The following is a 26,776-nucleotide window of genomic DNA, read 5'->3' as shown; positions in this document are numbered from 1 at the left end:
AATTATGGGTCAAAAAGTAAATCCAATAGGTATTAGATTAGGAATTGTTAAGGATTGGGATTCTAAGTGGTATGCCAGCAGTAAAAACTATTCTGAGTATTTGTTATCTGATATCGCAGTAAGAGACTTTTTATTTAAGGAGTTGACTTCAGCTTCTGTAAGTCGAATCTCAATCGAAAGATTGTCTAATACTGCTAAGGTCATAATTCATACAGCTAGACCTGGAATCGTTATTGGAAAGAAAGGCGCTGACATTGAAAGACTTAAAAATATAGTCTCTGAAAAAATGGGCGTACCAGTCCATATCAGTATTGAAGAAGTAAAGCAGCCTGAGCTTGATGCTCGATTAGTTGCTGAAAATATTGCTCAGCAGCTTGAAAAGCGAGTCATGTATAGACGTGCTGTCAAAAGAGTACTTGGTAACGCTACTAGACTTGGAGCGCTTGGAATTAAGGTGATGGTTAGTGGACGATTAAATGGTGCAGAAATTGCTCGTTCAGAGTGGTACCGTGAAGGACGCGTCCCTCTTCATACATTTAGAGCAGACGTTGACTACAGTAGCTTCAGAGCGAACACGCAATATGGAGTCATTGGTATTAAGGTTTGGATTTTCAAGGGCGAAATTCTTGATCATAACAAAGGCACTATTGAAGAAGTTTCAAAACGTGGTGCTACAAAACAAATTGGAAAGAAGTAAAGGAATATAGCAATGTTGCAACCTAAACGTACAAAATATAGAAAGACCATGAAAAGCCGCAATCGCGGTTTGGCAGCTGGTCACAATGTCAGCTTTGGTGAAATTGGCCTTCAGGCTACTGGAAGATGCCGAATGACTGCGAGACAAATTGAAGCTGCGCGTCGTGCAATGACGAGACATGTGAAGCGTCAAGGAAAGATCTGGATTCGTGTTTTCCCTGATAAGCCTATCACTAAAAAGCCATTGGAAGTTCGAATGGGTAAAGGCAAGGGTAGTGTTGAGTATTGGGTCGCACAGGTTAAGCCTGGCCAAATGTTATTTGAAATGCAGGGTGTGGATGAGGTTGTTGCTAGGGAAGCTTTTGAGCTTGCTGCAGCGAAACTACCCGTCAAAACAACAGTAATTAAACGGACAATAATGTAATGGATGTTAAAGAATTAAGAGATCAAGATGTCACTCAGTTAAATGAGCAGCTTATCACTTTGTTGAAGGAGCACTTCGAACTTCGTATGCAAAAAAGCACTTCTCAGTTAACTGATTTATCAAAGCTTAGTAAAACAAAAAAAGCGATTGCCCAAATTAAAACAATTATTAACGAGAAAAGCTCATGAGTGAAACTAATGCAGTAGAAAGAATTCTTACAGGAAAAGTTGTAAGTAATAGTCGCGACAAAACAATCGCTGTTTTAGTTGAGCGTAAGGTGCGTCATCCAATTTACAAAAAGTATATTAAACGCAGCACTAAAGTACATGCACATGATGAAAAGAATGAGTGTGGTCTTGGTGATGTTGTTAGAGTTTCTGAATCAAAGCCGTTCTCAAAAACAAAGAACTGGGCCTTGGTAGAAGTTGTTGAAAAATCAGTGAGTATTGATTAAATAGTCGCGCTAAAGAGAGAAAGAATATGATTCAAATGCAAACAAGATTAAATATAGCTGATAACAGTGGTGGTGTTAAAGCTATGTGTATTAAAGTATTAGGTGGTTCAAAGCGCCGCTATGCAAATATTGGTGACGTCATTAAGGTCAGCATCAAAGAAGCTTCGCCTCGCGGCAAAGTGAAGAAGGGTGATGTCTATGATGCAGTAGTCGTTAGAACTGCTCAAGGTGTTCGCCGTAAAGATGGATCGCGTATTCGTTTTGATAGCAACGCAGTTGTTCTTCTTAATCCCAAATTAGAGCCAATCGGTACTCGTATATTTGGCCCTGTAACTCGCGAATTAAGAGGCGCTCAGTTTATGAAAATTGTTTCACTTGCACCTGAGGTTTTGTGATGATGAAAATTAAACAAAATGATGAAGTTATAGTTATTGCTGGAAAAGATAAAGGATCTATTGGAACAGTGACAAAAGTCCTAGGACCAAAAGTTATTGTTGAAGGTTTCAATTTAGCAAAAAAACATGTTCGTGCTAACCCTCAAGAAGGTATCCAGGGTGGGATCGAAGAGAAAGAAATGCCATTGAGTGTTTCAAACGTTGCAATCTACAACCCGACAACCAAAAAAGCAGATCGCATTGGTGTTAGGGTTAATGATAAAGGCGTTAAAGAGAGATTTTTTAAATCAAGCGGCGAAGCCGTAATTTGATATAACAAATAAATAGGTGACAAGTGTCTAGATTACAAGAACAATATAAAAAAGAAATTCTTCCTAAACTTAAGGAAGAGTTGGGTGTCTCTAACTCAATGTCAGTTCCTAAGATTGAAAAAATTACAATCAATATGGGACTAGGAAGTGCATTAGGAGATAAGAAAGTATTAGAGAGTGCACTGGAAGAGTTGGGTTTGATTTCTTCACAAAAGCCTGTCACTTGCCTTGCTAGAAAATCAGTAGCAAGCTTCAAGTTAAGAGAGGGCAACGCAATTGGATGTAAAGTGACATTAAGAAAAGAGAGAATGTATGAATTTCTAGATCGCTTAGTTAATGTTGCTATACCTCGTATTAGAGATTTCCGTGGTCTAAATGACAAGTCGTTTGATGGTCGCGGTAACTACAACATGGGAATTACAGAGCAGATCGTATTTCCTGAAATTGAGTTTGAAAAAGTAACAAAAGTGCGCGGAATGGATATAGCTATTACTACGAATGCGCAAAATGATGAAGATGCTAAGAAACTATTGGCGATGTTTAATTTCCCATTCAAAGGAGGAAATAATGGCTAAAAAGTCTATGATACATAGAGATGTAAAGCGAGCTAAGTTGGTCGAAAAATATAAGGAAAAACGTCTTGAATTGAAAAAGATAATCAAGAGTATTCATACTTCTGATGAAGATCGTTTTCAGGCAGTGATTAAATTACAATCCTTACCTAGAGATGCCTCTCCAGTTCGTCAACGCAATCGTTGCGGTCTTTCTGGGCGTCCACATGGTTTTTATAGAAAGTTTGGTTTAGCCAAATCACAACTCAGAGAGCGCACCATGAACGGTGAAGTTCCTGGTTTATCTAAAGCTAGCTGGTAGGAGGTTAATATGAGTATGTCTGATCCAATAGCTGATATGTTGACTAGAATTAGAAACGCACAATCAGTAAATAAAGAGCAAGTAAGCATCCCGGCTTCAAATTTAAAGTCTGCCATTGCGAGTGTTATGCAGGACGAAGGTTACATTACTTCTTTTGCAATTGAGGGTGATAAGGCGGCTAACAAAACTTTAGTCATCAAGTTGAAGTACTTTGATAACCAGCCGGTGATCGAGACGCTTGATAGAATTTCAAAGCCAAGCTTAAGACACTATGCGAGTAAAGATGATATGCCAAGCATAATGAATGGACTTGGTATTGTCATTGTTTCTACCCCTAAAGGTGTTATGACAGGCCAAGCTGCCAAAGCTCAAAATATTGGTGGTGAAGTCTTGTGTAGCGTTTCATAATATTGGAGATTAATAATGTCTAGAATTGCAAAAGCACCAATTACAATCCCAGAAGGCGTGAATATTACTCATGCTGATGGTCTAATGTCCGTTAAAGGGAAGCTTGGTGAAATGACAATGCATGTCAATTCTCTCGTTCAAGTATCTAATAATGATAATGTGCTAACTTTTGAGCCAAACCAGGTCAGTAAAAAATTAGAAAAAAGTGCATGGGCTCAAGCGGGAACAGTGAGAGCAAATACAGCTAACTTGATCAAAGGTGTTACAGATGGTTGGGAGAAAAAACTCACTTTAATTGGAGTTGGTTATCGTGCCAAAGCGCAAGGTAAAGTTTTGAACTTGACTCTTGGTTTTTCGCATCCCGTTAATTATCAGTTACCAGAAGGAATCTCTGTTGAGACGCCTTCGCAAACTGAAGTTGTTGTAAAAGGAATTGACAAGCAGAAAGTGGGTCAAGCTGCTGCAGAAATAAGAGCGTTTCGTCCACCAGAGCCATACAAAGGTAAGGGTGTTCGTTATTCAGATGAGCAGGTTGTTCGCAAAGCTGCTAAGAAAAAATAATTGATAGAAGGTAGTTAAATGAAATTATCAAAAAAAGATGCTCGCATAAGAAGAGCAACAAAATTTAGAGCTAAACATGCTGAAAGAGATCTAGAGCGTTTGTGCGTTTATAAATCTTCGCAGCATATTTATGCGCAAATTATCAGTAGTTGCGGAACGAAGACATTAGCTTCTGCATCAAGCGTTTCTTCCAAGATGAAAAATGGTGGTAATGTGGATGCTGCATCTAAGGTCGGAGATTTAATAGCAAAAGCTGCTAAAAAAGCTAAAGTTTCTAAGGTCGCATTTGATCGTTCAGGTTTCAAATACCACGGTCGCGTGAAAGCACTTGCTGATGCAGCAAGGGAAGGCGGATTAGATTTTTAATTAAGAGAACTTAAGGTTTAGAGAATGGCTGAAAATAAAAGAAATAATTATAAAGAAGAAAGTGAATTTATCGAAAAGCTGGTAAACATTCGACGCGTTGTTAAAGTTGTTAAGGGCGGTAGAATTTTTGGCTTTTCAGCTTTAGTTGTTGTCGGTGACGGTAACGGTAAGGTTGGTTATGGTACCGGTAAAGCGCGAGAGGTTCCTTTAGCTATTCAAAAAGCAATGGACAAGGCAAAAAGAGCAATGAAGCCAGTCCCACTAGTTAATGGTACTCTTCACTACCCTATTACTTCATCGGTTGGCGCTGCTAAGGTCTATTTACAGCCTGCATCTGAAGGTACTGGCGTAATTGCTGGTGGTCCAATGAGAAGTGTTTTAGAGGCAGTCGGTGTTCACAATATATTAGCAAAATGTAACGGAACTCGAAATCCTATTAGTGTTGTCAGAGCTACAGTTGAAGGTCTTACTAAAATGTCATCACCACAGATCGTTGCTGCAAAGCGCGGCAAAACTGTTGAACAAATTACTGGAGAAGTCTGATGGCTGAGGAAAAGGTAGAAAAGAAAGCAGCAGCTCCTAAGAAAGTAGCATCTCCTAAGAAAGCAGCAGCTCCTAAGAAAGCAGCAGCTCCTAAGAAAGCAGCAGCTCCTAAGAAAGCAGCAGCTCCTAAGGCTGAGGCTACTAAGCCAGCTGAGACAAAGAAAGCACCTGAAAAAAAGGCTGTATCTAAAAAGCCAACAGTTAGTGTTACTTTGGTTAAAAGTTTCTATGGTCGATTACCAAAGCATCGTGCAACGGTTACTGGCCTGGGTTTAAAAAGAATTAACCATACGGTGGTTCTTGAAGATACGCCAGAAGTAAGAGGCATGATTAATAAGGTTTCTTACCTACTAAAAGTTGAGGGTTAAAGAATGAATTTAAATACATTAAAGCCTGCATTGGGTGAAAAAACTAACAGAAAGCGTGTCGGTAGAGGCATGGGTTCTGGCATGGGTAAAACCTCTGGTAGAGGTCACAAAGGACAAAAATCTCGTTCAGGTGGATTTACTAAGATTGGTTTTGAGGGTGGTCAAATGCCCCTTCAAAGAAGATTACCTAAGGTTGGTTTTAGTTCAAGAGTATCTATCATTACTTCTCAGGTTACCTTGTCACAACTCGATAAGCTAACGGAAACTGATATTAATATTGACGTCCTTAAAAAACATAACCTTGTTACTAAAAATATTTTAAGAGTCAAGGTCATGCTTTCAGGCGAAATTAACAGAGCAATCAACTTGGTTGGAATTAAGCCAACGAAGGGTGCTAGAGCAGCAATTGAAGCTGCGAAAGGAACGATAAGCGAGTAATTGATGAGCGAAGATCTACTAAAACGCATCCTCTATCTAGTTGGTGCTCTAATAGTTTTCAGATTAGGAACACATATTGTGATTCCTTTTATCTCACAGACAGCGCTTGCGTCTTTGGTTGAAGATAATAGGACGGGTATTCTAGGAATGATGAATATGTTTTCCGGTGGTGCATTAGAGAGGCTCTCTATATTCACCTTAGGAATCATGCCTTACATCTCCTCTTCGATTATTATGAACCTAATGACTTCAGTTGTTCCAAGATTCGAACAGCTTAAGAAAGAGGGAGAACGTGGTAGAAGAGTAATCACTCAGTACACTCGTATGGGAACTGTATTTTTGGCTGTTTTCCAGTCTTATGGTGTCTCGATTGCACTGCAGTCTCAGTCAGGTGGTGGTGTTGCATTGGTTACAAATCCTGGACTAACGTTTAGTTTTGTAACAGTAGTGACGCTCACAACTGGAACCTTGTTCTTGATGTGGCTTGGTGAGCAAATCAGTGAAAAAGGTATTGGTAATGGAATTTCAATGATCATCTTTGCAGGTATTGTGGCTGGTTTGCCAGCTTCATTCGGTAACACGCTGAGCATGGTTGGTACTGGAGAGTTGAGCGTATTTACAGTTGTTCTGATGCTTGCGATGGTTGTTCTTGTCATGGCTTTTGTAGTCTTTATGGAGCGTGGTCAAAGACGAATTGCCGTCAACTATGCTAAAAGACAACAAGGCAGAAAGATGGTTGGTGGTCAAACTTCATACTTACCTCTCAAAATTAACATGGCAGGCGTTATTCCACCAATCTTTGCATCAAGCATCATTCTTTTTCCGGCAACTCTTGGTGGTTGGTTTTCTCAGTCAGAGGGAATGGGATGGTTAGCAGATATTACATCGAGCATTTCACCAGGACAGCCTTTGTATATTCTGTTTTATGGTGCTGCTATTGTCTTCTTTACGTTCTTCTATACTGCGCTTACATTTAACGCAAAAGATACGGCAGATAATTTACGTAAATCGGGTGGATTTATACCAGGTATTAGACCAGGACAGCATTCGGCTGATTACATCGATGCTGTTACTTCAAGATTGACAGCGGTCGGTGCCATCTATATTACGGCGGTGTGTTTACTGCCTGAGTTTTTAATTTTATATTGGAATGTACCTTTCTACTTTGGCGGTACGAGTCTTCTGATTATTGTTGTTGTTGTAATGGATTTTATAGCTCAAGCGCAATCTCATATGATGTCGAATCAATATGATGGCTTAATGCGTAAAGCTAATTTAAAGTAAGGGTAAGTTATGAAAGTAAGAGCATCAGTTAAAAAAATTTGTAAAGATTGCAAAATTATTAAGAGGCACGGAGTCATTCGTGTTATCTGTAAAGAGCCACGTCATAAGCAAAGACAGGGCTGATTACATTGACAGAGCTGAATTTACAAAGTAAAATTGCACGATTTTTCAACTTTAAAATTTTGAGTGGAATGACCATTCAAAAATATTATTTATTTGAGGTATAGGTAAAGTATATGGCACGTATTGCAGGAATAAACATTCCAACAAATAAGCATATTGTGATTGGCTTACAATCCATTTTTGGTATTGGTGAAACGAGATCAAAGCAAATATGTGAAGCATTAAAGTTAGACCCAAGTACGAAGGTATCAGCTTTGACTGAAGATCAGTTAGAGTCGATTCGTACAGCAGTCGCTCAGTATGAAGTTGAAGGAGACTTGAGACGTGAAGTTGCCATGAGCATCAAGCGCCTTAGAGATTTAGGTTGTTATCGCGGAATTCGTCACAGAAAGGGATTACCGCTACGTGGACAAAGAACTAAAACAAACGCAAGAACTCGAAAGGGTCCGCGTCGTTTAATTAAATAATATAGGCACAAGATACTATGGCAAAAGAGCAAGCATCTAAGAAGAAATCAAAGAAGATCGTCTCAGACGGTATTGCGCATATTCATGCGACTTTTAATAATACCATTGTGATGATTACTGACCGTCACGGAAATACCCTTTGTTGGGCAACTTCTGGTGGAGCTGGCTTTAGAGGTTCAAGAAAGTCAACACCTTTTGCAGCTCAAGTAGCAGCAGGTAATTGTGGTGAAAAAGCACAAGCATTCGGCATGAAGAATCTTGAAGTTAGAGTCAAGGGTCCAGGTCCAGGTCGTGATTCTGCGATTCGTGGACTTAATGCACAGGGCTTAAAAATTCAATCAATAACAGATGTGACGCCAATACCTCATAACGGTTGCCGTCCTTCAAAGAAACGTAGAGTATAAGGATAAATTATGGCAAGATATACAGGTCCTACATGTAAATTAGCACGCCGTGAGGGTGTTGACTTAGAACTTAAGAGTGGTATTAGATCGATTGACTCTAAATGTAAACTCACACAGCTCCCTGGAGTCCATGGTGCGAATGCACGTCGCCAAAAGGGAAGTGAATACGGTCTCCAGCTCAGAGAAAAGCAGAAAGTTAGACGTATCTATGGGGTTCTTGAGAAGCAATTTAGTCTCTACTATAAAAAAGCAAGCTCAAAGAAAGGGCCAACCGGTGAAAACCTTTTGTCACTTCTAGAGTGTCGTCTTGATAACGTTGTCTACAGAATGGGTTTCGCTTCAACACGTGCCGAAGCTAGGCAGTTGGTTTCTCATAAGTCTATTGTAGTGAATGGAAAAGTTGTAAATATCCCCTCTTTCCAGGTCAGCGCAAATGATGAAATCGCTATAAGAGAAAAAGCAAAAAAACAAAGCCGTATCCAACTCGCTGTTGAGATTTCTGGCCAAAGTGGATTAGCTGAATGGGTAGATGTTGATAACAAAGCACTAAAGGGTGTCTTCAAGAGCGTGCCAGCACGTGATGAATTATCTTCTGATATTTCAGAGCAATTAATCGTTGAACTATATTCTAAATAGGAATTAAATATGCAAGGAAGTGCAAGAGATTTTTTAAAACCAAAACTAGTCGATTCTGTTGAATTATCTAAGAATGAATATCGTGTTGTTCTAGAACCTTTTGAGCGTGGATTCGGCCATACATTAGGAAACTCAATAAGAAGAACTTTATTGTCCTCAATGGTTGGCTCTGCTATTACAGAAGTTGCTATTGATGGTGTTATGCATGAGTTTTCAACAATTGAAGGCGTGCAGGAAGATGTTCTAGATATCCTTCTTAACTTAAAAGAAGCATCAATCGGTCTTAATGCAAGTGAGAGCGCTACAGTAATCATTGAGAAAGAAGGTCCATGCGAGCTAACTGTTGCTGACATTGAGGCAAATGGAACTGACGTTTCAGTATTTAACCCTGAAAAAGTGATTGCAACGGTTAATGAAGGTGGAAAAATCAGAATGACTCTTGGAGTCGGTACTGGTGTTGGCTATGACGTCGCAGTTGCAAGGAATGTTGACTCTGAAACGATCGGCAGTATTCAGTTGGATGCTAGTTTTTCTCCAATCAAAAGAGTTAGTTTTACTGTTGAGGCTGCAAGGGTTGAACAAAAAGTTAACCTTGACAGGCTTAACATTGTTATCGAGACTAATGGTTCTGTTGATGCAGAAGAAGCAGTTAAAAGAGCTGCTACTATTTTGCAAGATCAATTGTCATCATTTGTTGAGCTTGAGCCAGTTATTGAAGAAGAGCCTCAACCAACATCAGATGATTTCCCACCGATGTATTTGTCTGCAGTTGATGAGTTAGAGTTGACAGTTCGTTCTGCAAACTGCTTAAAGGCAGAGCAAATCTATTACATTGGTGATTTAATTCAAAAATCAGAGCAAGACTTATTGAGAACACCTAACTTAGGACGTAAGTCGCTTAATGAAATTAAAGAAGTTTTAACTGAAAAGAACTTAGAGCTAGGTACTGAAATTGAAAACTGGCCACCAGTTGACTTAATGAGTGAATAAGGACAAACAATGAGACACAGAAAGTCAGGAAGACAACTAAATAGAAATTCATCGCACAGGAAAGCTATGTTTAAAAATATGGCTAATTCTTTGATATTGCATGAAACAATCAAAACAACATTGCCAAAAGCTAAAGAGCTTAGAAGAGTAATTGAGCCTTTAATTACAAGAGCAAAGGCAGACAGTGTTGCAAACCGCCGTCACATTTTCTCAAAACTAAGAGATGATGCAATGGTTGCTAAGTTATTTACGCAATTGGGGCCTTTTTATAAGGACCGTCCCGGTGGTTATGTCCGCATTTTGAAGGCAGGCTTTCGTACCGGTGATAAAGCACCAATGGCTTTAGTTCAGCTAGTTGACTTTGAAGGTGAAGAAGAAGTTGTAGTAGAAGCGCCAAAGAAAGAAGCTAAGGCAGCAGCGCCAAAGAAAGAAGCTAAGGCAGCAGCGCCAAAGAAAGAAGCTAAAGCAGCAGCGCCAAAGAAAGAAGCTAAGGCAGCAGCACCAAAGAAAGAAGCTAAGGCAGCAGCACCAAAGAAAGAAGCTAAAGCAGCAGCGCCAAAGAAAGAAGCTAAAGCAGCAGCGCCAAAGAAAGAAGCTAAAGCAGCAAAAAAAGAATCTTAAAGGAATTATTATATGCCAGCAATTAAAGTAAGAGAGAACGAACCATTTGATATTGCACTTCGTCGTTTTAGACGTCTATGTGACAGAGCGGGCGTTATAACAGATGTAAGAAAGAAAGAGTTTTTCGAAAAGCCTACGTGGGTTAACAAGCGCAAAAAAGCCGCTGCAGTTAAAAGAACTCACAAGGAAATGTCAAAGAATAGAATTCATCGTAAACGCATGTACTAAAACTTGTTTTTACGACTAAAGCAAGCAAAATAATATGTCTAAGCTCAAACAACTCATTACTGATGACATGAAGTTGGCTATGAAGGCCCAAGACAAACCTGCTCTCAAAGCGATTCGAATGATCCTAGGGGCAATCAAACAAAAAGAGATAGACGAACGTATTGAATTGGATGACAATCAAGTCATGGTAGTAATTCAGAAAATGGTTAAGCAGCGCAAAGATTCAATCTCTCAATTCTCAGATGCAGGCAGAACTGACTTAGTAGAAGTTGAAGAAGCAGAGTTATTAATCATTAATAAATATATGCCTAAGCAGCTAAGCCAAGATGAAATTGAGGCAGCAGTGGTCAAGGCAATTTCTGACACAGGAGCTGACTCTATGAAAGATATGGGAAAACTCATGGGCATTCTAAAAGGTCAGTTAGATGGAAAGGCTGATATGGGTCAAGTCTCTCAATTCATTAAGTCAAAACTCTCTTAATTAAGCGTATCGACTGGTAACGACCTCCTCCATCACAACAAAAGTAGAACTGTTTTGAACGTGGGGGAGTGCTGAAATTTTCTCACCAAGCACTTGTCTATAGCTCTCCATATTTTCAGTTCGCACCTTTAATAAATAATCAAAATTTGAGGCAATCATATGACATTGCTCAACTTCAGGAACTTCTTTAATGGCTTTATTGAAAGCATTAAGTGCCATTGTCTTCGTATCATTAAGTTTAATTTGAACAAAAGCAATATGATTATTGTCGATCAAGTCATGGTTAATGATTGCTTGATATCCCTTAATATATCCAGCAGTCTCTAACTTTTGAACACGTTTCAAGCAGGGCGTTTTGGATAGTCCAATTTGATCAGATAGATCAGTAATAGTCATTCGTCCATCGCTCTGTAAAAGCTCAAGTATTCTATGATCAAAATTATCTAAAGTAGTCATAAGTCCTATTATTTATAATATATTAGTTAATATATAAATTATATTACATAAATTATATAATAAATAACTTTAAATAATTTATTTTATAGTCATTATAACTATTACTTATAAATTAAAATTCCAAAATACTAAGAAGTTTTTTGGGCAATGAAATCTCTAGCAGACTTCAAATTTGAAGTAGACAGCTCTAATATAAGGAGCAAACTCCGCGAAGCAAGAGTTATGAGTGAAGAGGATTCATTAGATCATCTCCATTTGTTTGATTACACCAATACAGATCAACGGATCGAATTCCAAAAAAATACATCCCACTTAATTCAGCAACTGCGCTCCTCAAGCCAGCCTGACCTCTTGTCATTATTTGTATCTGAGTATAACTTGACAAGTGACGAAGGCCTCTCTTTAATGACTCTTGTTGAAGCTTTTTTAAGAGTTCCCGATAATAAGACAAGAGATAAATTATTTATTGATAAAGTTGCAATGAAGGGCTGGTCTCAGCATATTGGAACTAGTAAATCTTCTATGGTTAATATTGCAACCCTGGCATTAAATATTGCTGACAAAATGATTGCACATGGAAGCAATAAAGAAATAAAAAACAGAATCAGAAAAGCTTTGGAGATTCTCTCAAGGCCTGGTATTAGATTCAGTGCAAATAATGTCATGCAGTTTTTTGCTAAGCAATTTGTATTTGCAGAGTCTATTCATAGTGCTGTTAAAAGTCGTAATGTAAAAAATACTTTGTATTCATTTGATATGCTTGGTGAAGCTGCTTGGACAATGAAGGATGCTGATAAGTACTTCCAAGCCTACAGAAATGCATTGATTGAAATTGGTAAGCGCAACACATCAAAAACAGTGACTGATGCAAATGGTATTTCAGTCAAACTCTCTGCACTCCACCCAAAGTATGACTTTATGCACCAACAGCGAGTCATATCAGAATTACTACCCAAGGTCCTTGAGTTGGTTGAAATTGCTAAACATTACAATATAGGAATCAATATTGATGCAGAAGAGGCTGATCGTCTAGATATTTCATTAGATGTGATTGAGAGCATCATGAAAATAATTGCAAATTCCTCTTGGGAAGGGTTTGGAGTTGTTGTTCAGTCATACCAAAAAAGGGCTTCATTCGTAATTGATTGGCTTAATGACAATTGTGATAAGCATAACTTAAAAATAATGGTAAGGCTGGTGAAAGGGGCATACTGGGATAGTGAAATTAAGAAGTCTCAAATTCTGGGCGAGGTTGACTTTCCTGTATTCACTAAAAAAACAAATACTGATTATTCTTTCTTGGTCTGCTCTCAAAAACTACTAGCAATGAGAGCGAATATTTTCCCTCAATTTGCCAGTCATAATGCACACTCACTGGTCAGTGTATGCGAAATGGCAGGTAATAATGAAGGCTTTGAGGTTCAGAGGCTTCATGGAATGGGTGAGTCTTTGCATCATTCCATTTCAAATAAATATGGAGTTCCTTCAAGAGTATATGCTCCTATAGGGAGTCATAAAGAGTTGCTGGCTTATTTAATGAGACGCTTGCTGGAAAATGGAGCTAATAGTTCGTTCATTAATCACTTGTTTGATGAGAGTATTAGTCCTGAGACTTTAGCCAGTGATGTCTTTACAATTGTAGAAGAGGATTCCGAGAAATCTCATTCCAAGATTCAACTCCCAAAGGACATCTTTAAAAATAATCGTCAAAATTCACGTAGCGTTATTCTAACTGAACAGGATGAAGTTAATCAGCTCTACCAAAATCAAAGCCCTTGGCTTAGAAAACAATGGCAAGCCAAATCAATCATTGCTGGAATGAAGATTAATGATGGTTTGAATCAAGAGGTAACTAATCCAGCTGATAAGGACGACGTTGTTGGACATGTTCTTTTTGCGAATGAGGGCCAACTAACTCAATCACTCGAATCTGCAAGAAATGCATTCGAGTCAAATATGATCGAGCATGAAATGATCCTTCAGGGCTTAGAGAGAGCAGCTAACCTCTATGAGGAAAATCAATACGAATTAATGACCCTTGCAATGCGAGAAGCTGGAAAAACTTATCAAGATGCAACAGATGAAGTGAGAGAAGCAGTTGATTTTTTACGTTACTATGCAAATTTATCAAGAATAGTGATGCCTAGCCAAAGACAAGCCAGAGGAGTTTTTGTTTGCATTAGCCCATGGAATTTTCCATTAGCAATTTTTACTGGACAAATAGCTGCAGCACTCTCTGCAGGAAACTCTGTCATTGCTAAGCCAGCAGAGAGTACTTCCCTTATTGCCTATAGGGCAAGTGAGTTATTGATTGAGGCTGGCATTCCGATTGGACGATTTCAGCTATGTTTAGGTAAAGGTTCTCAGACTGGCGCTTATCTATCAAGCAGCAATTTAATTGATGGAGTTGCTTTCACAGGCTCAACCGAAGTAGCGAAAGAAATCAAAATTAGCTTAATTGATAATGGAAACTCAGAGGCAAGAGTCATTGCTGAAACGGGAGGTTTAAATGCCATGGTCGTTGACTCTACTGCATTATGTGAACAGGTCACAAGAGATGTTATTGATGGCGCATTCAAGAGCGCTGGTCAGCGCTGCTCAGCGCTGAGAATTCTACTGCTTCAAGATGACTGCTATGAAAATACTATCAATATGATCGTAGGAGCGATGAAGGAGCTTAGTATTGGAAACCCTAAAAACCTTGATGTAGACTGCGGACCAATCATCAATTCAGCTGCTCAAATTAAACTCAAAAAATACATCACAAAAGCAAGACAAAACAATCAGGTTATTGAAGAGCTTGTTTTTGAACCTCAAAACGGCCATTTTGTTGCACCTACCTTGATTCACCTTAATTCAATTGAGGATATTCATGAAGAGCTCTTTGGTCCAATTCTGCACGTGATTTCTTATAAGAATGATGACTTAGAAACAATCATTGACCAACTCAATGCTAAAGGATATGGGCTAACTTTTGGCATTCACTCAAGAATAGATAAGAAGGTCAAAGAGATTTCATCCAGAGTAAATGTAGGTAATGTCTACATCAATCGAAATCAAATTGGAGCTGTAGTTGGCTCACAACCATTTGGAGGCGAAGGTTTATCTGGGACCGGTCCAAAAGCAGGAGGGCCAAACTCTCTGCATGGTTATAGCAGCAACATGTTGCGTAGTGAACAATCTAAACATAAAATAACTTTTACTCGAGAACACTTTGAGATTCAGAATCTTATCAATCCGACTCTTCAGTTAAGTAAATATATTCTTTCACTGTTAAGAGCTAAGTTCCCAAGTCTAACAGCTGAATTCCTTGAATTTTTAGATCAAGAGGTTTCTAGATATAGCCATGACATTAAACTACCAGGACCTACAGGAGAATCAAACCAACTCATCTATAAACCAAAAGGAACCGTTTTATGTATAGGCCCTAAACACAAGGACACATTAATGCAGACAATTTTATCACTTTTCCTAGGCAACTGTGTCATAAGCCAAATTAGTAAGCAGGAATATGAGTCCCTAGTCGAAATAGGCTTCAAAACAGAAAATATATCCCAACTGAATGATTCTCCCAGCTTAAGTCTAATAGAAAGTAATGCTTATAACGCGGTGCTTTACTTTGGTGATGACAATTCAGTTAATAAGCTGATTGTTACTTCTCGAAATGAACTCATTCCAGTGGTAAGTTCGATCTATGAGGCATGGGAGTTAATCAAGGAGAAGGTTATTACAATAGACACTACTGCTTCTGGCGGTAATGCAAATCTGCTAGCACTTTAACTTTAAATAACAACTTATAAGCAGATGGAGTTAAATCCGTTTGACCGATAAACCATCTGACAAACGATGAAGGATCAGCATATCCTAGCTGATATGAAATCACTTTTACAGAGAGCCCTCCATTTAATAGATTTTTTGATTTACTAAGCTTAAAGTTATTAAGCACCTTACGAAAAGTTGTCTTTTCCTTTAGTAATTGATTGCGAAGAGAATTTGTACTTAATCCAAGATGGATTGATACATCCTGAATATTGATTAAGTTGAAATGATTTTCATAATTATTCATGAGCCTCTCAACCTTCTCAGTTAGACTAATCTTTGAAGTCATGTTATTTGTTTTTGCCTCCAGAATAGTACTCAGATAATTAACCAGATTAGGATTAGAGAGGCTATTTTTTTTAAGATAATTTTTTTTACTAATTAAAAGTGATGTTTCTTCACAGGATGTAAAAACCGGACAGTTAAATACAGATTTTTCTTTAATATCGTCAATCTGAGTGACTGTTTTAGTATTAATTTGTTTGATCTGAAATCGTTTTGACCTTATAAATGATGCAAGAATAGATAGTCCAAGATTTTCATAAATTGACGGATTTTTTATTTTTGGGTCAACAACAGATTGAATTTTAATGTGGTTTTTCTCTTCAATGATTAGAAAGTTTAGACCCTCTAATTCTGTATTAATGAAGGATTGCAAAAGCTTTAAACCTTGTTGGAGATTTTTTGAGTACACAAATACTAACCCAAATGCTTCTCCATAGTTAGGCCTTACTTGCGCCATCCGTCCAAAATTAATTGACACTAGCTCATCTTTAAAAACGGTCTGGGCATCAATGACAAAGTTTAGGAGTATTTCGACAGGTATTGAGACATTTTGATTGGTTAATAAACTCTTTGCTATTCCAACCCTTTGGAATATTGTCTCCACCTCATAAGGGTGAATTTGATGAAGTCTTTGGATACACCTCCAGACTCCGCTGAAAGTATTCATTATTGTAGATAATACATAAAGTTACAGTAATACGCATCAATTATAATAAAGTGATAATATTATATAATAATATGATAACTATAATTTGATATTTATATCTATACTAATAAACTCACTAAATGCTTAGTAGCGTTGTTAGTTAATCCATGCTGACCAGGAATTTTTATGCTTGAAACAATATTTGAATACTCACTACTCTCTTTTCTTTTATCCATAGTCTTAATGCTGTTGGTTCTTGTTAAGACAAATATAAAGATGTGGCAGCTATGGCTTCTGGCCTTAGGATTGACCTACCCAGGCGCTGTCATTGCAAATCATTTTGGAGCACAATTCCTCCTCCTTATTCTTTTTGTCATTGGTCTACTTATCGTACCAAACATTAGGATGATATTATTTACCAAGCCCCTCTTCAAAGTAATGCGTAAATCTTTACCGTCAATCGGTGTCACAGAAAGTATTGCCCTCGAGGCTGGCAGTGTTTGGTGGGATGCAGAACTCTTTCAAGGTGATCCAAATTGGAAAGAATTAACTGATCTAGAGGCTACGCAGTTGACAGATGAGGAGCAAAGCTTTATTGATAATGAGGTTGAGACATTGTGCGCGATGGTCGACTCTCATGAAATTCAATCAACACACGATCTCCCTAAGGAAGTCTGGAAGTTCATTTTTGACAAAGGATTTTTAGGTTTAATTATTCCTCAAGAGTTCAATGGAAAAGGCTTCTCTCACTTTGCCCATGCTATTATTGTTGGTAAGCTCTCTTCGGCCTCACAATTTTTAGGAATTGCAGCCATGGTTCCAAATTCTCTTGGACCGGGTGAACTGCTTTTAAAATATGGTACTGAGGAGCAAAAACAACACTACTTGCCCCGCCTTGCAAAAGGCAAAGAGATCCCATGCTTTGGATTAACATCAACAGTGGCAGGTTCTGATGCTGGATCTTTAGTTGATAATGGAATCGTTTGCTATGGCCAGTTTGATGGAAAAAAAGTACTAGGATTAAGGCTGAATTGGGAAAAACGCTACATCACTCTTGCCCCAATTGCTACTGTCATTGGTTTGGCCTTTAAGGCCTATGACCCTGATAACTTGCTTGCAGAGGACCACCCTCTTTACAAAAAAAATGACTTAGGGATTACTTGCGCATTGATCCCACGAAATACGGACGGTCTAAGTATAGGAACCCGACATAAACCAATAGGAGAGCCATTTCAAAATGGCCCCATCTTCGGTAAGGATGTCTTTATTCCAATGGACTGGGTCATTGGTGGTGACATGATGATTGGCCATGGTTGGAGAATGCTCATGGAGTGTCTCAGCGTTGGCAGAGGAATTTCTCTTCCAGTAACAGGTGCATCTGCTACGCAAGCAATGCTTTTGACAACAAGCACATATTCACAAACGCGCGAGCAATTTGGAATACCGATTGCAAAAATGGAGGGAATCCAGGAGAAGCTTTCAAATCTTGCAACAAATGCATTTAGGGCAACTGCAAATATAAACCTCTCTACTTGGGCTCTTGATGCAGGCCACAGACCTTCCATTATTTCTGCGATTGTTAAATATAGAAATACACAGCTACTTCAAAGCTCTTCAATCGATGCAATGGATGTCCATGGCGGAAGAGCGGTCATGGAGGGCAAGAGAAATTATGTATCGAATGTTTATTCAGGTGCACCCGTTGCCATTACAGTTGAGGGGGCAAACATTCTAACAAGAAGCTTGATGATTTTTGGCCAAGGCCTAATTAGATGTCATAAAACAATGCTTGATGAGTTGAGAGCACTTCATGATGAAAGCAAAGACTCTATCAAAAGGTTTGACAATGCACTAGTCATTCATGTCGGCAGTTTTATTAATAATATTGCCAGAGCAATTTTGTTTTCATGGTCTCGTGGACGACTAGCTAAACCATATGGGGACCACACTACCAAAGTCTATTATCGTAATCTTTCTGTATTGTCAGCCAAGTTTGCCTGTTTAACTGATATTGCCTCTCTGCTCTTAGGTGGCTCACTTAAAAGAAAAGAAATGATATCGGGAAGGTTTGCAGATTCGATTTCAGCAATGTACGAAATTAGTTCTTGCTTAAAACTTTATGAAGAGAAGTTTCTGAATGATGATTACGCAAAGACCATACTTAAGCTTTCAATTCTTAGACTCATTCAAGAGGCAGACACTTCAATGCTTCTAAATATTGAAAGCATGCCAATCAACAGAGTGGCTAAATGGTTGTTAAGGCTTTTGTTTTTTCCATTTTCAGTTACCGCTTCTAAAATCGACGACAAGCTGATTATTAATACTTCAAGAGCTGTTCTTGATACTGAGTGGATAGAAAAAAACCTATCAACATGCATTTGCGCTAACCTTAAAGACAAGCCTGATCACCCTTTTAACATTCTTTTCAAAGGCTTTGAGGCTGGAAAAGAATTAAAAGTTTTAAGAGATAAGGCAAAAAAAGCAGGGTACAAATACCAGCCCAGCATTACATTGGAGTTTTGGCTTCAAGGACTTGTTGATAATAAAACCCTAACCATAGAAGATCGAGAGAATTGGTTAAGGTTAAATGATTTAGTTCTCGAAGCATTAAAAGTTGATGACTATGAGAGTTTGGATAAATAAAGATTTGGGGTAACTATGAAAGAATTTTTTGATAAAGCCTTTACTAAGATTGCTGTATTAGGCTCTGGAACAATGGGTGGACAAATTGCTGCCCACTTTGCCAATTTAGGTTTTGAAACTCTGATGTTTGATACCAGTGAGGAAGCTCTATCAAAATCTATAGCAATGATGAAGAAATTAAAGCCTACGCCATTTGCAAGTCCCTCAGTTCCAGGCTTACTTAAGACATCAACCTATGAAAATTTAGATGCATTATCAAGTTGTGACTTCATCATAGAGTCTATTGTAGAAAATCTAGATATCAAAAAAAAGCTTTTTAAACAAATTTCACCTCATGTTAATGAGAATGCCATTCTAGTAACGAATACATCTGGTTTATCAATTCAAAAAATAGCTGAGTCAGCACCCGATAGTTTAAGGAGTCGAATTTTTGGCGTGCATTTCTTTAATCCTCCTAGATATTTGCCGCTGGTTGAACTCATTAGAACCTCATATAGCGACGAGAGTCTTTTAATAAAGGCTGAGGGTTTTATTACTTCAGCACTTGGTAAGGAGGTTGTTTATGCAAAAGATAGTCCTGCGTTTGTTGCCAATAGGATCGGTGTTTTCTCATTTATGGCAGTTCTGAGGCACGCAGAAAACTTTAACCTTTCTGCTGACACAGTAGATGCGTTGACTGGAAAGAGAATTGGAAGGCCTGCTAGTGCTACCTTTAGGACCCTGGATGTTGTTGGCCTTGATGTCATGGCTAACGTAGTTAAAAATATATATGAAAATGCGAAAGATGATCCCTGGATTGAGTTATTTCAACTTCCAGATTGGATCGAGGCTTTAATTGAGAAGGGCTCACTAGGAAGTAAAACCCGAAAGGGAATCTATGAAAAAGTTGGTAAAGATATATTTGTCTTTGACCCTAAAGACGGAGAATATAGGCTCTCTGACAAAACGATTAGTCCCAAAGTTAAGAAAATAATAAAAGATAGTAGAACCATAGAAAATGCTCTTCTGGAGCTCTCTAAATGTGATGATCCACAAGCTCAATTCTTGTGGTCAGTTCATCGAGATGTATTTCATTACACTGCCTATCATCTTGAGCATGTTGCTGAAACTGCAAGATGTGTTGATTTAGCATTGAAGTCAGGATTTGCCTGGCAAAAAGGAATCTTTGAGCAAGTTCAGGTGACTGGTTGGTCTGAGGTAAGAGAGTTACTGAATCAAGACATTCAGGATGGAAAAACGCTTTCAAATCAAACCTTGCCAGCATGGGTCATGGATCAAGCTTTTGTCTATTCTGACGAGGGTGCATTTAATCCAAATAAGAATAAGTTTATTCCGAGGTCTTCTCATCCGGTCTATGAAAGGCAATTAAATAAGGCACTCCTTAATGGAGAAAAGAAAGGCCATCTAGATATCTTGATAGATGGTGAATCGACTAAATTAATTGACATAGGAGTCGGTGTTGCTAGCGTTTCTTTTAAGACAAAAATGAATGTTTTAAGTTCCAGTGTATTAACTGAATTACCTGAATGCCTTGATTATCTGGAAAACAATGGCTTTCACGCCCTTATTTTTAAACAGGAACAAGAACATTTTTGTGCTGGCGCTAACCTCTATGAGGTTATTTCGGCAATTAAGCTTGGTCTGCTTGAAAAGGACCCTGGACTGTCATCTAAGGCAAAAAAGAAGGCTTTTGAGGTCATGCATCCTGAGCTCCCAAAACTTGGAAAACTATACTCAATTAAAAAAACGGTCCGCATGTTGCAAGATTTGTTGATGCGTCTTAAACATGGCAAAATATTAACCATAGCTGCGGTAGATGGGTTAGCTCTTGGAGGGGGCTGTGAGCTTTTACTTCACTGCAATAGAGTAGTTGCCTCAATGAACTCTTATATCGGTCTAGTGGAAGTTGGTATTGGAGGAATTCCTGCTGGTTGTGGTAGCAAGGAGATGGCGCTAAGGGCATATTTAAATAAAGAGTCTGATGATATATTTCCTCTGTTATCTAAACATTTTGAGCAGATTGCAATGGCAAAAGTCTCTGCTAGTGCTCTGGAAGCAAAGGAAATGGGATACCTGAAGACTGAAGATGTCATTATTGCTAATCCAAATGAATTACTTTACGTTGCAAAAAATCAAGCTTTAGCAATGCTAGAGTCAGGCTTCAGATCTCCATTGGATGACACATTCAAAGTAGTTGGTAAGGCTGGTTACGCAAACATCATGGCTCAAGTTGCCAACCTCTTTGAGGGAAACTTTATGTCCGAACATGATAAATATTGCATTTCTTCATTAGCCAAAGTGATGACAGGCTCGCTAGTTGAGGAGAACACTGTAGTGAATTCAAAAATGCTATTAGATCTTGAAAGAAAATACTTTGTTGAGCTTTTGGGCACGCAGAAAACTCAAGACAGAATTGAGTTTATGCTTCGAAATAGTAAACCCCTTCGCAATTAACTGGAGAATATGATGAGAAAAGCTTATATTATTGATGCAAAAAGAACTCCAGTAGGAAAAGCCAGAGGATTACTATCCAAAACTAGAGCAGATGACTTATTGGTTCATGCCATACAAAGTGTGCTTAAAGCATCAGATTCAAGTGAAGAAGTCAACAAAAGTATTGACGATATTATTGTTGGCTGTGCCATGCCAGAGGGACCCCAAGGATTAAATATTGCTCGAATTGCTACACTACTTGCTGGTCTGCCAGATTCGACTCCTGCTTATACATTAAATAGATTTTGCTCGTCCGGGCTTCAATCCGTATCTAATGCTGCTGACCTAGTAAAATCTGGATCATCTGATCTGGTCATTGCTGCTGGCGTCGAAAGCATGAGTAGTGTTCCGATGACAGGCTTTAAGCCTTCAATGAACCCTAAAATTTTGTCTGATGAGAATATTTCTATTGCTTATGGTATGGGGCTGACAGCTGAGAAGGTAGTTCAGAAATATGGTATCACTAGAGAAGCCCAAGACCAATTCGCTTATGAGAGTCACCAAAAAGCTATTCATGCAAATAATAACGGCTTATTTGAGAATGAAATTGCTCCAATATCAACTGTCGAGGATAGCTATTCAGTTAAATCTAATGAGTATATAAAAAATACCAATCTTGTTTCTAAAGATGAAGGGCCCAGAAAAGATACAAGTCTAGAAGTTCTAGCAAAACTTAGAACCGTATTTGCACAAGATGGTTCAGTTACGGCAGGAAACAGTTCGCAAATGTCAGATGCAGCCGCAGCTGTTCTTGTTGCCAGTGAAGAAGCTGTTGAAAAGTATAATCTAACGCCTAAGGCTGAATTTATGGGCTTTTCTGTAGCAGGCGTTCCGGCAGAAATTATGGGTATTGGTCCAGTCAAGGCAGTTCCAAAGGTTCTTAATTCTTTGAATCTTAGTCTTGATGACATTGGTTGGATAGAGCTTAATGAGGCTTTTGCTGCCCAATCCTTGGCTGTCATTAAGGAATTGAACCTTGACCCTGAAAAAGTGAATCCGCTTGGTGGAGCAATAGCACTTGGGCACCCTCTTGGAGCAACGGGCGCAATCAGAGTTGCGACGCTGATCTCAGCTATGCAAAGAGAAAAGATTGATTATGGTATGGTGACCATGTGTATTGGAACCGGAATGGGTGCAGCAGGGATTATTAAAAGATGCTAAATAGTTTATGACAAATCAAAACTACATTGACCGACTTAGACTGCCAATTATTCAGTCACCCATGTTTATTGTTTCAAACGCAAGGCTTGTAATCGCCTCATCAAAGGCAGGCATTGTTGGCTCTTTTCCGACCGCAAATTGCCGAACTTTAGAAGCTTTAGATCAAGAATTTACTAATATAAATCAAGCTCTAGGCTCCGGCAAGGATGCACTTCCATGGGCAGTAAATATCATTGTCAGTAAAATGTATGCCAGGAGTAATGATGACATTGACTTAATTCTTAAGCATAAGCCGCCTATCGTCATTACCTCACTTGGAAACCCTAAAGATGTTGTCCAAAAAGTTCATGAATATGGCGGCCTAGTATATTCAGATGTTATTAATTTGTACCACTCAAAAAAGGCAATTAGCGCAGGAGTAGACGGCCTTATTCTGGTTTGCAACGGTGCAGGCGGTCATACTGGAGACTTGTCTCCATTTGCTTTTGTATCCGAGGTAAGAAATATATTTGATGGAACCATTATAGTTGGTGGAAGTATAAGCTCTGGCGAATCAATTCTAGCGATTCAGGCATTAGGTGCAGATTTAGCTTACATGGGAACGCGCTTTATTGCTACCGAAGAGAGTGATGCGACAGAAGACTACAAGCAAATGATTTTAAATGCCTCAGCGAGTGATATTATCAAATCTAACAAAATTACAGGCGTTAACGGAAACTGGCTTGAGGAATCCCTTCAAAATGCTGGAATCTCTCCAAATGCTGGTGGAATTAAATCAACCATTGCCGATTTTAAGAAAATGCTTATGCCTCTTATAAAGCAGAAACTAAAGGTGGACTTTGATGTCAGCAAAGCTACTGCCAAGAGATGGAAGGACATTTTTTCTGCTGGCCAAGGCGTTGGATCTATTTCCAATGTACCAAGTGTTGAGGATTTAGTGATAGAATTAGAGCAGCAGTATACTAAATCAAAAAGTCGAATCATATAGGGATAAATAGATGCTATCTAAGCCAGCCAAGAGAGATCTAAAACATAATAGAACAATTAAAGGCAAAGGCTATAAAAGAGAGGATGGGTTGTGGGATATAGAGGTCTTTCTGATTGACAGTAAAACCTACTCTTTTGAAAATATGCATCGAGGCTATATCAGTTCAGGAGAGCCTCTTCATGATATGGCGGTTAGATTGACTCTCAATGATGAAAGAAAAATTATTGATATTGAGGCAGTAATTAATGCCTCTCCTTATAATATTTGTCCACAAGCGGTTGAAAACTGTCAAAAATTGAAAGGGGAGTACTTAATTGCTGGATTCAATCGAAAAGTTATAAAAACGATGGGTGGAGAGAAGGGCTGTAGGCACATTACCGATCTTTTAGCTTATGCAGGAACAATTGCCTACCAAACGCTTTGGAAAGAAAAAACTGGCGGTGAAGTAAAGACTATTACTGAAGAAGAAGCTAAATCAATTGAAAAGAAGTTTGCAAACTCATGTTTTGCATTCAAAAAGGATGGAGAGGTTTATAATCAATACAAGGAAATATTAATAGGCAAAATTGAAAACAGTTAATACTGATTAAGGAGAAAAAATGGAGACAAAGATACCAAATAAACTTGAAGAAACTGAGTTTTTTAAAGAGCATGGAAATTTAGTAGAGTTCTTTGATAACTGTTGTAGAGAGCACAAAGGTAAAACAGCTTTTGAGAGTTTCGGTGTTGAATTGACCTATGAAGACCTATCAGAAAAGGTTGACGCTTTTGCCTCATGGCTTAGCGGTAACTTTCAAGTGGGTGATAGAGTTGCAGTCATGATGCCTAATATGCTGGTTTATCCTCTTATAGTTTATGGTGCCTTAAAGGCAGGTATTGTTGTTGTCAATATTAATCCTCTTTATACCCAAAGGGAACTTGAACACGTACTAAGGGATAGTGAGGCTAAATTATTATTGATATGGGAGGGCGTTGCCAACGTAGCAGCAAAATCAGATCTCGCTAATGTAGAAAAAGTATTGGTAACAACTGTTGGAGATCTGCTTGGTTTCAAGGGCAAGATTATTAATTTAGTCACTAGAAAAGTAAAAAAGTTAGTCCCCAAATATCACATTGATGGAGCAACAATGTTTCTTGATGTTTTGAATAGTAATGAAGGCTCTAGTCCTGGATCATTAGATATTTCAATTGAAAGTACAGCTTTTCTTCAATATACTGGAGGAACAACAGGTGTTTCGAAAGGCGCTGTTCTGACGCACAGAAATATTCTTGCAAATATTATCCAAGCCTTTTTTACAATTGATCCTAAAATGTATGATGATTCAAGAAACGAGCAAAGAATCGCTATTTGCCCACTACCTTTGTATCATATTTTTGCATTAACTGTGCATAACTTCATGTTGTTCCATATTGGTGGAAGAAGTGTCCTAATTACTAATCCTAGGGATCTAAAAACTTTCGTCTCAATAATGAAAAAACATAAATTTCACATGATTTCAGGTGTGAACACGCTTTATGAGGCGCTATTAAATTACGATGCCTTTAAGGAGCTAGATTTTAGTAATTTGCTCATGTCTTTGAGTGGCGGTATGGCTGCATTAGACACAACCGCAAAGAGATGGGCTGAGGTCACAAAATCTGTAATCTGGCAGGCGTATGGTTTAACTGAAACCTCTCCTTTAGTAAGTGTTAATGACTACAAGCAGACTGAATTTACAGGCTCTGTGGGTTTGCCTGCTGCCTATACTGAAATTGAGATTAGGGATGAGAGTGGTAATGCTCTTTCAGAAACGAATGCTGTTGGAGAGCTCTGCGTCAGAGGCCCACAGGTTATGAGCGGATATTGGAAGTCCGAAGTCTCAGGTCTTGACGAGAATAACTGGTTTATGACCGGTGATATTGCTCGAATTGATGAAACTGGCAATATTTTTATTGTCGATAGAAAGAAAGACATGATTATTGTCTCAGGCTTTAATGTCTTTCCAAATGAAGTTGAGGCAGTGGTTAATGAACACCCTGCTGTTCTTGAATGCGGCTGTGTTGGAGTAGAAGGCGAGAATTCTCAAGAACTTGTGAAAGTTTTTATTGTTCTTCATGATGAACAAACTGCAACTGAGGATGAAATTATCAGTTTTTGTAGGGAAAAGTTAACCGCTTATAAGGTTCCAAAGCATATTGAATTCATTAAAGAGATCCCAAAAACAAATGTTGGTAAAGTTCTAAGAAGAGAGCTGAAAGAAAATTAATAGACCCAGCTATTGATTTGGCCTTATATATGCACCCATTTCAGAAAGCTCGTCTTCAAATTTTTTGATTCGAGCCAGCATGTTTTTACCACCTTTGGTCACTATTTGGGATACGAGGATCTCTGAAAATGCAGCATAAGGCAAAATACTTGGAAGGAAATTAAGCGTTTCATTACCAAGAGCAACAATGATATCTGCATTTGATGCTGCTTGAGAGGTATACATATCGGTTGCCACAATGATGAAAGCCTCTCTTTTCTTGATTTTGTCTAGTGCTTTAGTTGTTTCAAGTGATAAAGGTGATGCTCCAAATACAATCACAACATCATTTGCATTTATTTGAGAAATTTCACTAAGCAGCATTCCTTCTTGGCCGCGAATCAATTTTGTTTTTGGGAGAATAAAATGCAAAAGATAATGCAAATAAAATGCCATTGAGAAGCTGCTTCTCATTCCTAGAATATATACAGTTTCTGCTTTCATTAACTTTTCAACAGATGAATCAATAGCTTTGTAAGTTTTCTCATTGAAGGCCCCAGAAAGAGACTTATATACATTTGCTTCTGCGTCAGTAAATGGATTATTATGATTTTCATTCAGTAGATCTTTGGCGTGAGAAGTAAAGTTGGAGACTGGCATTTGGGATGCGGCTTTTTTGTATATCGTCTTGAATTCATCATAACGTTTGAACCCTAGTATGTTAATAAGACGTACCATTGTCGAGGGGTTTACTCCTGCATTTGATGCAACAGTTCGTATTGAATGCAAAGGAATCTCTGCGGGATTGTCCATTACATATTTAGCTGCTTTTTTTACCTCTTTTGAAAAACCAACGTATCCATTAGACAGTTTTTGATTGATTTCAGTGGTCGAAAAGTTATTTGAATTCATACAAGAATATTCTACTATAAATATGACTATGTAAACTTGAACAAGATAAAAACACTTGTATCTTATTAAAATTAATA

General features: G+C 38.3%; 32 protein-coding genes and 1 pseudogene. 30 read left to right on the top strand and 3 right to left on the bottom strand.

The genetic code is table 11. The features are described 5' to 3' along the window. The first annotated feature begins 4 nt into the window (after positions 1-4). The 23 genes and pseudogenes from rpsC (at position 5) to AC5YGB_RS07500 (ending at position 11,071) form a co-directional block, all read left to right on the top strand. Positions 5-697: a 30S ribosomal protein S3 gene (gene rpsC / locus AC5YGB_RS07610; RefSeq protein ID WP_020025145.1), complete on the top strand. Its 693-nt coding sequence runs from the start codon at positions 5-7 to the stop codon at positions 695-697. A gap of 12 nt (positions 698-709) precedes the next feature. Further along, positions 710-1,120, top strand: a complete 411-nt coding sequence (gene rplP / locus AC5YGB_RS07605) for a 50S ribosomal protein L16 (protein WP_020025146.1) — start codon at positions 710-712, stop codon at positions 1,118-1,120. Further along, complete coding sequence (gene rpmC / locus AC5YGB_RS07600; protein ID WP_020026349.1) at positions 1,120-1,308, top strand: 50S ribosomal protein L29; 189 nt, start codon at positions 1,120-1,122, stop codon at positions 1,306-1,308. Before rplP ends, rpmC begins: the two co-directional genes overlap by 1 nt. Then, positions 1,305-1,574, top strand: a complete 270-nt coding sequence (gene rpsQ, locus AC5YGB_RS07595) for a 30S ribosomal protein S17 (protein WP_020025148.1) — start codon at positions 1,305-1,307, stop codon at positions 1,572-1,574. The genes rpmC and rpsQ overlap by 4 nt, the downstream gene beginning before the upstream one ends. Positions 1,575-1,600: 26 nt before the next feature. Beyond that, positions 1,601-1,969, top strand: coding sequence for a 50S ribosomal protein L14 (gene rplN, locus AC5YGB_RS07590; RefSeq protein WP_020025149.1), 369 nt, complete (start codon positions 1,601-1,603; stop codon positions 1,967-1,969). Further along, positions 1,969-2,280: a 50S ribosomal protein L24 gene (gene rplX, locus AC5YGB_RS07585; protein ID WP_020025150.1), complete on the top strand. Its 312-nt coding sequence runs from the start codon at positions 1,969-1,971 to the stop codon at positions 2,278-2,280. The genes rplN and rplX overlap by 1 nt, the downstream gene beginning before the upstream one ends. Positions 2,281-2,303: 23 nt before the next feature. Beyond that, a complete protein-coding gene (rplE, locus tag AC5YGB_RS07580) occupies positions 2,304-2,855 on the top strand; it encodes a 50S ribosomal protein L5 (protein WP_496137149.1) in 552 nt (183 codons plus the stop codon). Continuing rightward, positions 2,848-3,153 carry a 30S ribosomal protein S14 gene (gene rpsN / locus AC5YGB_RS07575; RefSeq protein WP_020025152.1) on the top strand — a complete coding sequence of 102 codons (306 nt, stop codon included), beginning with the start codon at positions 2,848-2,850 and terminating at the stop codon, positions 3,151-3,153. The genes rplE and rpsN overlap by 8 nt, the downstream gene beginning before the upstream one ends. A gap of 9 nt (positions 3,154-3,162) precedes the next feature. Continuing rightward, complete coding sequence (gene rpsH, locus AC5YGB_RS07570) at positions 3,163-3,561, top strand: 30S ribosomal protein S8 (RefSeq protein WP_020025153.1); 399 nt, start codon at positions 3,163-3,165, stop codon at positions 3,559-3,561. Between the two features lie 15 nt (positions 3,562-3,576). Then, the gene (gene rplF, locus AC5YGB_RS07565) at positions 3,577-4,122 is read left to right on the top strand and encodes a 50S ribosomal protein L6 (RefSeq protein WP_496137148.1); all 546 of its coding nucleotides are present in this window, start codon (positions 3,577-3,579) and stop codon (positions 4,120-4,122) included. Positions 4,123-4,140: 18 nt separating this feature from the next. Further along, a complete protein-coding gene (gene rplR / locus AC5YGB_RS07560) occupies positions 4,141-4,488 on the top strand; it encodes a 50S ribosomal protein L18 (RefSeq protein WP_020025155.1) in 348 nt (115 codons plus the stop codon). Between the two features lie 24 nt (positions 4,489-4,512). After that, the gene (gene rpsE / locus AC5YGB_RS07555) at positions 4,513-5,031 is read left to right on the top strand and encodes a 30S ribosomal protein S5 (protein ID WP_020025156.1); all 519 of its coding nucleotides are present in this window, start codon (positions 4,513-4,515) and stop codon (positions 5,029-5,031) included. Next, on the top strand, positions 5,031-5,399 hold the full coding sequence (rpmD, locus tag AC5YGB_RS07550) for a 50S ribosomal protein L30 (RefSeq protein WP_496137147.1): 369 nt from the start codon (positions 5,031-5,033) through the stop codon (positions 5,397-5,399). Before rpsE ends, rpmD begins: the two co-directional genes overlap by 1 nt. A gap of 3 nt (positions 5,400-5,402) precedes the next feature. Beyond that, the gene (rplO, locus tag AC5YGB_RS07545) at positions 5,403-5,837 is read left to right on the top strand and encodes a 50S ribosomal protein L15 (protein WP_020025158.1); all 435 of its coding nucleotides are present in this window, start codon (positions 5,403-5,405) and stop codon (positions 5,835-5,837) included. 3 nt (positions 5,838-5,840) lie between these two features. Next, positions 5,841-7,121 carry a preprotein translocase subunit SecY gene (gene secY / locus AC5YGB_RS07540; protein ID WP_020025159.1) on the top strand — a complete coding sequence of 427 codons (1,281 nt, stop codon included), beginning with the start codon at positions 5,841-5,843 and terminating at the stop codon, positions 7,119-7,121. Between the two features lie 9 nt (positions 7,122-7,130). After that, the gene (gene rpmJ / locus AC5YGB_RS07535) at positions 7,131-7,244 is read left to right on the top strand and encodes a 50S ribosomal protein L36 (RefSeq protein WP_020026342.1); all 114 of its coding nucleotides are present in this window, start codon (positions 7,131-7,133) and stop codon (positions 7,242-7,244) included. Between the two features lie 113 nt (positions 7,245-7,357). Beyond that, the gene (rpsM, locus tag AC5YGB_RS07530; protein ID WP_020025160.1) at positions 7,358-7,711 is read left to right on the top strand and encodes a 30S ribosomal protein S13; all 354 of its coding nucleotides are present in this window, start codon (positions 7,358-7,360) and stop codon (positions 7,709-7,711) included. Between the two features lie 17 nt (positions 7,712-7,728). After that, positions 7,729-8,115, top strand: a complete 387-nt coding sequence (gene rpsK, locus AC5YGB_RS07525; RefSeq protein ID WP_020025161.1) for a 30S ribosomal protein S11 — start codon at positions 7,729-7,731, stop codon at positions 8,113-8,115. Positions 8,116-8,124: 9 nt separating this feature from the next. Beyond that, positions 8,125-8,751, top strand: coding sequence for a 30S ribosomal protein S4 (gene rpsD / locus AC5YGB_RS07520; protein WP_496137146.1), 627 nt, complete (start codon positions 8,125-8,127; stop codon positions 8,749-8,751). A 9-nt stretch (positions 8,752-8,760) separates the two neighbouring features. Next, positions 8,761-9,741 (top strand): DNA-directed RNA polymerase subunit alpha, encoded by a 981-nt coding sequence (locus AC5YGB_RS07515; protein WP_020025163.1) that lies wholly within the window; start codon positions 8,761-8,763, stop codon positions 9,739-9,741. 9 nt (positions 9,742-9,750) lie between these two features. After that, positions 9,751-10,131 (top strand): annotated as a pseudogene (gene rplQ, locus AC5YGB_RS07510) (50S ribosomal protein L17); the annotation flags it as partial. A gap of 243 nt (positions 10,132-10,374) precedes the next feature. Beyond that, entirely contained in the window at positions 10,375-10,590 is a 216-nt protein-coding gene (rpsU, locus tag AC5YGB_RS07505; RefSeq protein WP_020025165.1) for a 30S ribosomal protein S21, read from the top strand. Positions 10,591-10,624: 34 nt separating this feature from the next. Beyond that, positions 10,625-11,071 (top strand): GatB/YqeY domain-containing protein, encoded by a 447-nt coding sequence (locus tag AC5YGB_RS07500; RefSeq protein WP_496137145.1) that lies wholly within the window; start codon positions 10,625-10,627, stop codon positions 11,069-11,071. Here the strand turns inward: AC5YGB_RS07500 and AC5YGB_RS07495 are convergent, their stop codons facing one another. Further along, positions 11,072-11,527 (bottom strand): Lrp/AsnC family transcriptional regulator, encoded by a 456-nt coding sequence (locus tag AC5YGB_RS07495; RefSeq protein ID WP_020026338.1) that lies wholly within the window; start codon positions 11,525-11,527, stop codon positions 11,072-11,074. Between the two features lie 147 nt (positions 11,528-11,674). On the opposite strand from AC5YGB_RS07495, the gene putA reads away from it, so the two are divergent. Next, on the top strand, positions 11,675-15,307 hold the full coding sequence (putA, locus tag AC5YGB_RS07490; protein WP_496137144.1) for a bifunctional proline dehydrogenase/L-glutamate gamma-semialdehyde dehydrogenase PutA: 3,633 nt from the start codon (positions 11,675-11,677) through the stop codon (positions 15,305-15,307). Here the strand turns inward: putA and AC5YGB_RS07485 are convergent. After that, entirely contained in the window at positions 15,267-16,298 is a 1,032-nt protein-coding gene (locus AC5YGB_RS07485; protein ID WP_496137143.1) for a helix-turn-helix domain-containing protein, read from the bottom strand. The two genes, putA and AC5YGB_RS07485, sit on opposite strands and share 41 nt — an antisense overlap. 165 nt (positions 16,299-16,463) lie before the next feature. Here AC5YGB_RS07485 and AC5YGB_RS07480 point away from each other — a divergent pair, with 165 nt between their 5' ends. From AC5YGB_RS07480 to AC5YGB_RS07455, 6 genes are read left to right on the top strand one after another with little or no spacing between them, the layout of a single operon-like run. Then, positions 16,464-18,920, top strand: coding sequence for an acyl-CoA dehydrogenase (locus AC5YGB_RS07480; RefSeq protein WP_496137142.1), 2,457 nt, complete (start codon positions 16,464-16,466; stop codon positions 18,918-18,920). Between the two features lie 15 nt (positions 18,921-18,935). Then, positions 18,936-21,374 (top strand): 3-hydroxyacyl-CoA dehydrogenase NAD-binding domain-containing protein, encoded by a 2,439-nt coding sequence (locus tag AC5YGB_RS07475; RefSeq protein ID WP_496137141.1) that lies wholly within the window; start codon positions 18,936-18,938, stop codon positions 21,372-21,374. Between the two features lie 12 nt (positions 21,375-21,386). After that, positions 21,387-22,574: an acetyl-CoA C-acyltransferase gene (locus AC5YGB_RS07470; protein ID WP_496138025.1), complete on the top strand. Its 1,188-nt coding sequence runs from the start codon at positions 21,387-21,389 to the stop codon at positions 22,572-22,574. A 7-nt stretch (positions 22,575-22,581) separates the two neighbouring features. Continuing rightward, entirely contained in the window at positions 22,582-23,562 is a 981-nt protein-coding gene (locus tag AC5YGB_RS07465) for an NAD(P)H-dependent flavin oxidoreductase (RefSeq protein ID WP_053819658.1), read from the top strand. Positions 23,563-23,572: 10 nt separating this feature from the next. After that, on the top strand, positions 23,573-24,142 hold the full coding sequence (locus AC5YGB_RS07460) for a DUF2889 domain-containing protein (protein WP_496137140.1): 570 nt from the start codon (positions 23,573-23,575) through the stop codon (positions 24,140-24,142). Positions 24,143-24,161: 19 nt separating this feature from the next. Continuing rightward, positions 24,162-25,808 (top strand): AMP-binding protein, encoded by a 1,647-nt coding sequence (locus AC5YGB_RS07455; RefSeq protein ID WP_496137139.1) that lies wholly within the window; start codon positions 24,162-24,164, stop codon positions 25,806-25,808. 9 nt (positions 25,809-25,817) lie between these two features. Here AC5YGB_RS07455 and AC5YGB_RS07450 read toward each other — a convergent pair whose 3' ends face one another. Further along, positions 25,818-26,699 (bottom strand): MurR/RpiR family transcriptional regulator, encoded by an 882-nt coding sequence (locus AC5YGB_RS07450; protein ID WP_020026329.1) that lies wholly within the window; start codon positions 26,697-26,699, stop codon positions 25,818-25,820. Between the last annotated feature and the right edge of the window lie 77 nt (positions 26,700-26,776).

Source organism: Candidatus Pseudothioglobus sp. uisw_142, assembly GCF_059512465.1.
Note: the sequence above shows the minus strand (reverse complement) of the source record. Positions and strands in the feature narration are given on the sequence as shown.